The organism is uncultured Bifidobacterium sp. (assembly GCF_963540075.1).
GTDB lineage: Bacteria > Actinomycetota > Actinomycetes > Actinomycetales > Bifidobacteriaceae > Bifidobacterium.
This window is the reverse complement of the sequence record NZ_CAUTOG010000049.1, coordinates 1-9,593: the sequence shown is the minus strand read 5'-3', so window position 1 is coordinate 9,593 and position 9,593 is coordinate 1. Positions and strand designations below refer to the sequence as shown.

6 protein-coding genes are annotated in these 9,593 nt (G+C 65.9%); 4 read left to right on the top strand and 2 right to left on the bottom strand.

Translation table 11 applies throughout. The features are described 5' to 3' along the window. Window positions 1-10: 10 nt before the first annotated feature. Window positions 11-2,083: a sodium:proton antiporter gene (locus tag RWX87_RS05915; RefSeq protein WP_314688583.1), complete on the bottom strand. Its 2,073-nt coding sequence runs from the start codon at window positions 2,081-2,083 to the stop codon at window positions 11-13. A 173-nt stretch (window positions 2,084-2,256) separates the two neighbouring features. Between RWX87_RS05915 and RWX87_RS05910 the strand changes: the two genes are divergently transcribed. The 4 genes from RWX87_RS05910 (at window position 2,257) to ilvA (ending at window position 8,702) form a co-directional block, all read left to right on the top strand. Beyond that, entirely contained in the window at window positions 2,257-2,832 is a 576-nt protein-coding gene (locus tag RWX87_RS05910; protein WP_399552325.1) for a nucleoside deaminase, read from the top strand. Window positions 2,833-3,018: 186 nt separating this feature from the next. Then, complete coding sequence (locus tag RWX87_RS05905) at window positions 3,019-4,890, top strand: alpha-glucosidase (protein ID WP_314688581.1); 1,872 nt, start codon at window positions 3,019-3,021, stop codon at window positions 4,888-4,890. Between the two features lie 22 nt (window positions 4,891-4,912). Beyond that, entirely contained in the window at window positions 4,913-7,303 is a 2,391-nt protein-coding gene (locus RWX87_RS05900) for a bifunctional alpha,alpha-trehalose-phosphate synthase (UDP-forming)/trehalose-phosphatase (RefSeq protein ID WP_314688579.1), read from the top strand. 133 nt (window positions 7,304-7,436) lie between these two features. Continuing rightward, window positions 7,437-8,702 (top strand): threonine ammonia-lyase, encoded by a 1,266-nt coding sequence (gene ilvA / locus RWX87_RS05895; protein ID WP_314688576.1) that lies wholly within the window; start codon window positions 7,437-7,439, stop codon window positions 8,700-8,702. 47 nt (window positions 8,703-8,749) lie between these two features. Here ilvA and RWX87_RS05890 read toward each other — a convergent pair whose 3' ends face one another. Next, window positions 8,750-9,505, bottom strand: coding sequence for a Sir2 family NAD-dependent protein deacetylase (locus RWX87_RS05890; protein WP_314688585.1), 756 nt, complete (start codon window positions 9,503-9,505; stop codon window positions 8,750-8,752). Between the last annotated feature and the right edge of the window lie 88 nt (window positions 9,506-9,593).

Sequence of the window (9,593 nt, the reverse complement as noted above, 5' to 3'; positions counted from 1 at the left end):
TCGCCGACGACTACAGCTCGGCGTCGGCGTCGACCTGCATCACATAGACGTTGCGACGGAGCTGACGCATCTGCGTTCTCGTGATCGCTCCCGACTCGGCCATGTCCTGGATGATGCCCAGTTCGATGGCATAGCTGTCGCGCTTGGCCTGCTCGAGCTGCTCCAGGGCCTCGGCCCCGCCCGAGACGGCCGGACGGCTGCGCAGTGACGCCTCGGACCGCCGGTAGTCGAGGATCAGAGTCGAACAGTGTTCGGTGCGATACCTGTCGCGGCTCATCTCGTCGTAGAGACGGTCGATGACGTATTCCATGGCATCGATCTGGATGCCCTTCATCACGGAGGCGACGCGCTTCTCGCTGAACAGGGGGGTGGTTCGCAGGAACTTGCTCTCCGCGCGGCGGAGAAGTATCGTCAGTCGGCGCTGGAGAGCCCTCATTCGCCCTCGGACCTGCGATACCGTGCGACCCGACGTCCGGGTCGAGGTGTGCCGAAGCGTGTTCATGATCTGGTCCAGCATGCGTTCGCAGGCTTCGACCTGCAATCCCCGGGCGATGTCGTCGGTCTTCTCCGGGAAGGACCTGGCCCGTTCAAGACGTTCCCGGACATAGTCCTTCTCCCAGTGGAGCGCTTCGATCTGCAGGCGTTCGAGATCCTGTGGGTCGGAGACCCCCAGACGTCTCTGGAGCCGGCTGATGCGCTTGGTGTAGGAATCGATGACCTGCAGCACGGCACGGCGGTTCTTGTCGGTGACCCGACCCGTGAGCTCCTCCACGGTGCGTCGAAGCACGTCGATGGTGATCCGCGTCATCTCCGTGGAGGCCGCCGTGCGGTTGGGGGCGAGCAGAGGAAGCAGGAAGTTCGCCATAAGCAGCGTGAGGACGATGACGCCCGAGGCGATGAAGATCAGCTCGTCCCGCATGGGGAAGGCCTTCCCGTCGCTCAGCGCGTAGGGCAGGGTGAACATCAGAGACAGGGTGATGGTTCCCTTGGCGCCGCCGAAGGTCATCACCGCGGCCGATCGCCAGCGGTCCGGGGTCATCCTGCGTCGTCGTCCCGTGCGCTGGTCCCTGGCGAGGCGGAGCATCAGCGTCACCCAGGCCAGACGCATGGCGGTGACCACAAGGGTCACCAGGAGGATGACGACGAGCAGCATGGTGTTGCTTACCCCCGGATCGTCCCAGCTGGCGCTCATGGCGTCGGGAAGCTGCATGCCGAGCAGGATGAACACCGTTCCGTTGAGGCTGAAGGACAGAACGGACCAGACGCTGTCGGAGACGATGTTCGTCCGCGACACGTTCGGCCCGATACCGGTGCGGTCGAAGCGCACCACGAGTCCGGCGGCGACGACGGCCAGCACCCCGGACACATGAGCGAGGTCCTGGGCTCCCAGATACACGAGGAAGGGCAGGAAAAGCTCCATGAGTATCCGTGTGGTCGTGGTCTCCCAGCCCAGCGACCGAGCGGTTTCGAAAAGCCGGTTGGCCACAATGCCGATGATAAGCCCTATCGCCGAGCCTCCGAGGAAGGAGACCAGGAACTGCTCGGCGGCATGGCCGACGGACAGCGTCCCCGTCGTCGCCGCGAGCATCGAGAACTGGAAGCCGATGATGCCGGAGGCATCGTTGAACAGCGACTCCCCCTCGAGGATGCCCAGCTGCCGGCGTGACAACGAGGCCTCATGGCTCAGGGAGGACACGGCCACCGCGTCGGTGGGGCCTACGGCGGCTCCGAGGGCGAAGGCCGCCGCGAGGGAGATGGCCTGCCAGACGGCGTGCACGGAGAAGCCCACCGCGACCATCGTGACGAGCACCAGTCCGACCGCCATGGACAGGGACAGCCCGAGGGCGTCGACCAGCGCGGTCTTGTCTATCCGATGCGCCTCCAGATACAGCAGGGGGGCGATGAACAGCACCATGAACAGATCGGGTTCGAGATGAGCCTCGGGAAAGAAGGGAAGCGTGGTCGCCAGCGCCCCGATGAGGATTTGGACCAGAGGCGTGGAGACCCGCGGAATGAAGCGGCTGAGGAAGGATGAGAGCACGACGGAGCCGATGATGCACAGTATGAGCACGAAAACGTCCACGGGTTCGTCTCCCCCTGCCGATGGGCCGATTCCATGGTACGGCCGGGATGTGCAGAAATCGTTAAGCAGGCTTTCAGTGAAGAGCGGAACGTGACGACACGGGGAGCCGCGATGCGACAGCGCCGTCATCCTGTTCTTCCTGCCGGACGTTCTGCCGCGTACAGTGAGGCCCTATGGATGTGAGCCTGGCAGAACTCCACGACGCCATGGGGCATGCGCTGGCGCTCGCCGACCAGGCCGGACGTGATGGGGAGACCCCGGTCGGGGCCGTTGTGCTGGATGCCTCCGGCCAGGTGGTCGGCTCCGGAAGGAACCGCCGGCGACGTGACCGCGATCCTCTGGCGCATGCGGAGATCGAGGCCCTCCGTTCGGCCGTCGGCGCCACGGGCTTCTCCGCGCGGACGCGGCGGACGCTCCCGGAGGGGTCCGGAGGTGGCGGCTGGAACCTTTCGGGATGCACCATGGTCGTCACGTTGGAGCCATGTCCCATGTGCGCCGGCGCGCTGCTCCAGACCCACATAGCGCGGGTGGTCTTCGGGGCGTGGGACGCAAAGCTCGGCGCATGCGGCTCCGTCTGGGATCTGCTCCGCGACCCGCATGACGGTTCCCGACCCGAGGTGTACGGCGGGGTCATGGAGAGGGAATGCGTCGGGGTGCTGTCGGGATTCTTCCGCGAGCGCCGCGACGGGCGGCCGGGGCGCGTGGACGATGGTTGCGGGAGCCGTCCGGCTTCGCCCGTGTCCGAGTGAACGCCGGCGTCGGTTGACGCATGGCTTCCAAGCCACGCGGTCGTTATGCGACGGGCGTGAGGCCGCCTCCCCATACCCTTTGCGTAGGATGGGAGTGACGGATCAGGGCCGCGGCCGATCTCGGACGTCCCCGTGGCGGTTCGGTCGAATCCTGCCCATCCGAGGCGAATCAGAAAGGACTGAGCGATGACGACCAGCCAGCGAGAAGTGCTTGGGGACCATGTGCGGACCAACGGGGCGACGCCCAATCCGTGGTGGACGAATGCGGTGGTGTACCAGATCTATCCGCGGAGCTTCCAGGACAGCGATGGCGATGGATTCGGCGATCTGCGGGGCATCACCTCACGTCTCGACTATCTGGCGGGCCTGGGCGTCGACGTGATCTGGCTGAGCCCCGTCTATCGTTCCCCGCAGGACGATAACGGCTACGACATCTCCAACTATCAGGACATCGATCCGTTGTTCGGCACCCTTGCCGACATGGACGAGCTCCTGTGTCAGGCGCATCGGCGCGGTCTGAAGGTGGTCATGGACCTCGTCGTGAACCACACCTCGGACGAGCATGCATGGTTCCAGGCGAGCCGCGATCCCGAGGATGAGCATGCCGACTGGTACTGGTGGCGTCCCGCGCGTCCGGGGCGCGAGCCGGGCACGCCGGGGGCCGAACCGAACCGCTGGGGATCCTATTTCGGCGGCTCCGCATGGGGGTACGACCCGAAGCGCGGCGAATACTTCCTGCACCAGTTCTCCCGCAAGCAGCCGGATCTCAACTGGGAGAATCCGGCGGTGCGAGGCGCGGTGTACCGGATGATGAACTGGTGGCTCGATCGCGGCGTCGACGGCTTCCGCATGGACGTCATCACGATGATCTCGAAACGCGTCGATGACCAGGGCCGTCTCCCCGGCGAGGAGGGTTCGGACATCGCGGATCTTCCGGTCGGCGGGGACGGCTATTCCACTCCGTTCCCCTTCTGCGTCGACGGCCCCAGACTTGACGAGTTCCTGCAGGAGATGCGGCGGGAGGTCTTCGAGGGCCGCGAGGGGTGCATGACCGTCGGCGAGGCCCCGGGCGTCACCGCGCCGAGGAACGAGGCGATCACCGACCCGGCGAACCATGAGCTCGACATGCTGTTTCTGTTCGACCATATGGGCATCGACCAGGACGGCTCCAAATGGAACCCCCGCCCATTCGAGCCGGCGCGGCTGCGCCACGAGCTCGGGGCCCAGCAGGAGGCGGTCCGAGGGGCGGGATGGGCGAGCCTGTACTTCAACAACCACGACCAGCCCCGGGTGGTCTCCCGCTGGGGAGACGTCTCGACGCCCGAACTCCGCGTGCGTTCGGCCAAGGCCCTGGGCCTGGTGCTTCACATGCATCGCGGCACGCCGTATGTGTACCAGGGCGAGGAGCTGGGCATGACGAACGCCGGATTCACGTCGCTGGAGCAGTACCGCGACCTCGAATCCATCAACATGTATCATCAGCTCGTCGACCAGGCGCATGTCATCTCGCCGGAGGCGATGATGCATGCCATCGGCCTGATGGGCCGGGACAACTCGCGCACGCCCATGCAGTGGGACGCCTCGCGCTATGCGGGATTCACCGCAGCGGATGCCGTCCGAAGCCCCTGGATCGGCGTCAACCCGAACCATGACGTCATCAACGTCGCCGCGGAGAGCGACGACCCCGACTCCGTGCTGGCCTTCTACCGCCGCCTCATCGATCTACGCCATCGCCTCGCCGTCGTCTCGGCGGGACGCTGGGATCTTGTGGATGCGGACGACCCGCACGTCTACTGCTTCACGAGAACCCTCGACGGGCTTGAGGATGACGATGCGGATTCGGCGGAGGGTGAGGTCGGACGCCTGCTGGTCGTGGCCAATCTCACCTCCTCGTCGCAGGCCGTTCCCGGCGAATCCGGGCGCCTGCTCAGGGACGTCGGGAAGACGGCGCCATCACGACGCCCTCTTATCGCCACCGAAGACGATGAGCGGGTCGCCGCCTCGCTGGCCTCGGAGACCCTCGACCCATGGGAGGCGTTCGTCTGGCGACTGGCATGACGGTGGGAACGAAGGAGGTAGCGTGTCAAGACTGATCATCGTATCGAACAGGCTCCCGGTATCATTGGACGCCGATGGCGCAGAGGGATATTCCCTGCGCCAGAACGTGGGTGGTCTGGCCACGGCCATCGGCCCTTACCACAAGGAGCATCGTGACTGCCTGTGGGTGGGCTGGAGCGGCATCGACCTTGACGAGTACGACGCCGACCAGGTGGAGGGCATCCGCCGGGCCTACGCCGGCCGCCGCTGCATCCCCCTCTTCCTCACCTCCGAGGAGGTGGCCGGCTACTATGCGGGCTTCTCCAACGACACCCTCTGGCCGCTTTTCCATGACTTCTCCCATGAGGCCGTCTTCGACGCCGGGACGTGGTCGACGTACCAGCAGGTCAATCGCCGCTTCGCCGAGACCCTCGAGCCACTGGTCCATCCGGACGACGTGGTGTGGATTCAGGATTACCATCTCATGCTGCTTCCGGCCATGCTGCGTGAGCGTTGTCCCCGCGTCTCCATCGGCTGGTTCCTTCACGTCCCCTTCCCCAGCCCGGAGATCTACCGTTCCCTGCCATGGAGCCGTGAACTGCTTGAAGGCGTGCTCGGGGCGGATCTCCTCGGCTTCCATACGGTCGACTACACGGCGAACTTCCTGTCCTCCGTCCGTCTGCTTCTCGACCATCCGACCGACGATGCCGGTCATGTGGACATGCCGGGGGGACGACGGGCCACGGTGGACGCCTTTCCGATCGGCATCGACTATGCGCTGTACCGACGCACGTCCCGGTCGATGCTGGCCCGTGCCATGCGTCTGGGAATCGAGGAGGTCAGCGGCAAAAGACCCGGTCGTCGCTACGCGACCTCGCTGACCGCCGAAAGCAACGCGGTGGCCGAGGCCACCGCCAAGGAGGGGACGTGGTGGAGCCACTACGCCCATGAGGAGCTTCCGGAGCTCACGCTTGCAAGGTCCGCCGCCACGGGCGTGGACAAGCCCAACAAGGTGGTCGTCTCGGTGGATCGTCTCGACTATACGAAGGGTCTGCCGGAACGTCTGCGCGCCTTCGGCAGGATGCTGGAGAAGTACCCCGAATGGACAGGGCACGTCACGTACTACCTTCTGGCGACGCCCTCCCGGGAGAACGTCCAGACCTATCGTCATCTCAAGGAGCAGGTGGACCAGCTGGTTGGCCAGATTAACGGACGCTATTCGCTGCTGTCCTGGACCCCCATCCACTACATCACGCGATCGCTTCCCATCAAGCCCGTCTGCGGCATCTACGCCGCCGGGGACGTGGCCCTGGTGACGCCCCTGAGGGATGGCATGAACCTCGTGGCCAAGGAGTATCTCGCCTGCCATGACGGGAGGGACGGGTCCCTGGTGCTCTCCGACATGTGCGGGGCGGCCAATGAGCTCACGGAGGCCTTCGTCGTCAACCCCTATGACACCGAAGCCATGTGCGAGGCCCTGCATTCGGCTCTGGAGATCCCTCCTGAGGAGTCCAGACGGCGCAACCTGGCGATGCAGGCGCGCCTCAAGGCGAGGACGGCGTCCAGTTGGTGCGACGGCTTCCTCGACGCTCTGGAACAGGCGTGCGATCCGGGACTGGCCGACCGCAGGCTGAGGATGTCCGAACGCAACGTCCTGATGGACCAATGGAGACGGGCGAGCCGCAGGCTCGTGCTCTGTGACTATGATGGCACCCTCACTCCCCTGATGCGCACTCCCGAACGGGCGAAGCCGACGAAGGAGACCCGCGATCTGCTTCGCCGTTTCGCGGACGAGCCCGGCGTCGACCTGCTTCTGGTCTCCGGCCGCGACCACGCCACGATGCAGGACTGGTTCGGCGATCTTCCCGTGGGCCTTGTCGCCGAGCATGGGTCCTGGATCGGGGACCGGCCCGAGGGCGGCACGTCGCGCCGGTGGATTCGTTCCTCCGGCATTCCGGAGGCGGCCGGATGGAAGGCCGTCATTCGACCGCTGCTCGACGAGGCCGTTGGCCGTGTTCCCCGCTCCTTCGTCGAGGAGAAGTCGGATGCCCTGGCCTGGCATTACCGGCTCAGCGACCAGAGGACCGCCGGACGGGAACGTGAGGCGCTGCTCGGCAGGCTCAGGCGCCGCTGCGGCGGCCTGGGGCTGATGACGATGGAGAACTCGCGCGTCGTGGAGGTCTGCCCGGTGTCCGTGAGCAAGGGGAACGCGGTGCGGACGTGGGTGGAGTCCGGCCGTTACGACCTGCTCATGGCCCTGGGGGATGACACCACGGACGAGACGATGTTCGCCGTCATGCCCGAGGCGGCGTGGACGCTACGCGTCGGAACCGGGCAGACACGCGCTCGTCATCGTCTTGCGGGTCCGGGGGCGGTCCAGCGACTGCTGCGCTATCTCATCGCCGAATCCGAGGTCGCGCGTCTCGAACGCTGATCCCGCCGAACGCCGATTCCGTCATCGAGGCGGGCGACCCTGCGGGAGCGGTAGTGGAATCGTCGGCGGGAACCGCGCGTGCCCGGCCTCCGCGCGCCGCCGCTGTCTCAGGAACGTCTATACAATGGCGCCTATGGAACAGAAGGACGTTCTTCAGGCGCTGCGGCGGGACCATGCGATGGAACTGCGGCGTGCCGCGGACAGGCTCAGGGGCACGGCGCGACACACGGCGATCATTCCCTCGAAGACGCTGTCGAGCCTGACCGGGCACGACATCCGGCTCAAGCCGGAGAATCTCCAGGTCACGGGATCCTTCAAGATTCGTGGTGCCTACAACAAGATCGCCTCGCTCTCCGATGAGGACATCGCCCGAGGGATCGTCACGGCCTCCGCCGGCAACCACGCGCAGGGCGTGGCCTATGCGGCGCGGGAGCGCGGCGCGAAGGCCACCATCGTCATGCCGCAGATCACCCCGCCGCTCAAGGTGGATGCGACCAAGGCCTACGGGGCCGAGGTGGTGCTGCATGGGGACGTGTTCGACGAGTCCGCGGACTACGCCGCCGAGCTCAGCCGGGAGCGGGGCATGGTGTACGTCCATCCCTTCGACGACTACCAGGTGGTCTGCGGACAGGGCACCGTCGCCATGGAGATCCTCGAGGACGTCCCCGACGTCACGGACGTCGTCGTGCCTCTGGGCGGCGGCGGCCTGGGCGCCGGCGTGGCGCTCGCCATCAAGACGTTCCGGCCCGAGGTCCGTGTCATCGGGGCCATTCCGGAGGGTTCGCCGGCATGGCGCGAGTCCTTCGCGGCCGGGTGCGTCGTCCAAGCCGGCAAGGTCCTCACCTCCGCGGAGGGAGTCGCCGTCCGCCGCCCGGGCGACCTGACCTTCGCCATCCTCAACGAGTATCTTGACGATCTCGTCACGGTCGCGGAACGGGACATCAATGAGATGATCCTTCTCATGCTCGAGAAGCACAAGCTCGTCGTCGAGGGCGCCGGAGCCGTTGCCCTCGCTGCGCTCGAGCACCTCGACCTGCAGTCGCGCGCCTTCGCGAAGGCCGGTGGGGACCATGTCATCGTGCCGATTCTGTCGGGCGGCAACATCGACACCGTCACCATCGGCGCGGTTATCCAGAAGGGCATGATCGCACGCGGACGCATCATGAACTTCGAGGTGGAGCTTCCGGACGTACCCGGACAACTCGTCAAGGTGGCGACGATTCTTGCGCAGGAACGCGCCAACGTCATCGCCCTCGACCATGACCAGTTCAAGGCGTCGGGGCATTTCATCAACGGCGTGGCCCTCGGGGTGACGGTGGAGACGAACGGTCCCGACCATATCGAACAGGTTCTCGCCGCCCTGCGGGAGGCGGGATACTCCCCCAAGCGAATCTACTGATCCGGTGGCCCGGGCCGTCTCCCGGGGCCGTCTCTGAGACCTGCGGTCTAGGAGTTCTTCGCGATGGTTTCGTCGACGAGCTTCGGCAGCGCCGTCGCGATGTCCTCACGGATCAGACGGGTCGCCAGACCGTCGTACTGCGTGCGCCCCATGTTCATGATCGTGACCGGCACGCCCGCCTGGGCCGCGACGGGGACGAGGGACGCGGCCGGGAAGACCTCGAGGGTCGAGCCGATCGCCCAGAATTCGTCGGCCTTGGACGCCAGCCGCATGCTCTTCTCCATCGCTCCCTCCGGCAGGGCCTCTCCGAAGTAGACGACGTCCGTCTTGATGATGCCCTTGCAGATCTCGCCCGCCTTGTACGGAAGTCTGCGGTGACAGTGCGGGTCGGGCTCCTCGTCGAGACGGGCCATGATGTCCGCGGTGTCGTACCTGGCGTGGCAGCGCATGCAGTGCGAGGTGCCGATCGTGCCGTGCAGGTTGACGATGACGTCCGAGGAGTTGCCGGCCTTCTCGTGCAGGGCGTCGAAGTTCTGCGTGGCCAGCAGGGAGAGAATCCCGGCTTTTTCGAGACGTGTCAGCGCCTTGTGGGCCTCACCGGGCTCGGCGTTCCAGACCGGGGACTCCTTCTGCCAACGCCAGGAGTATTCCCGCTCCTTGGCGTCGGACAGGAAGGCGTCGATGTCGTAGACGCTCATCTGTTCGGGATGGGTGGTCCACACTCCCTGAGGGCCACGGAAGTCGGGGATGCCGGCTGAGGTGGAGATGCCTGCGCCCGTCAGCACTGCGATATGGATGCTCATATCTCTAGGGATACCACCCGTGGCTCGTGTGGTTGTGTGGGTGGGGGTCTGTCTGGTGTGGTCTGGTGTGGGGTTGTGGGTGGGGGTG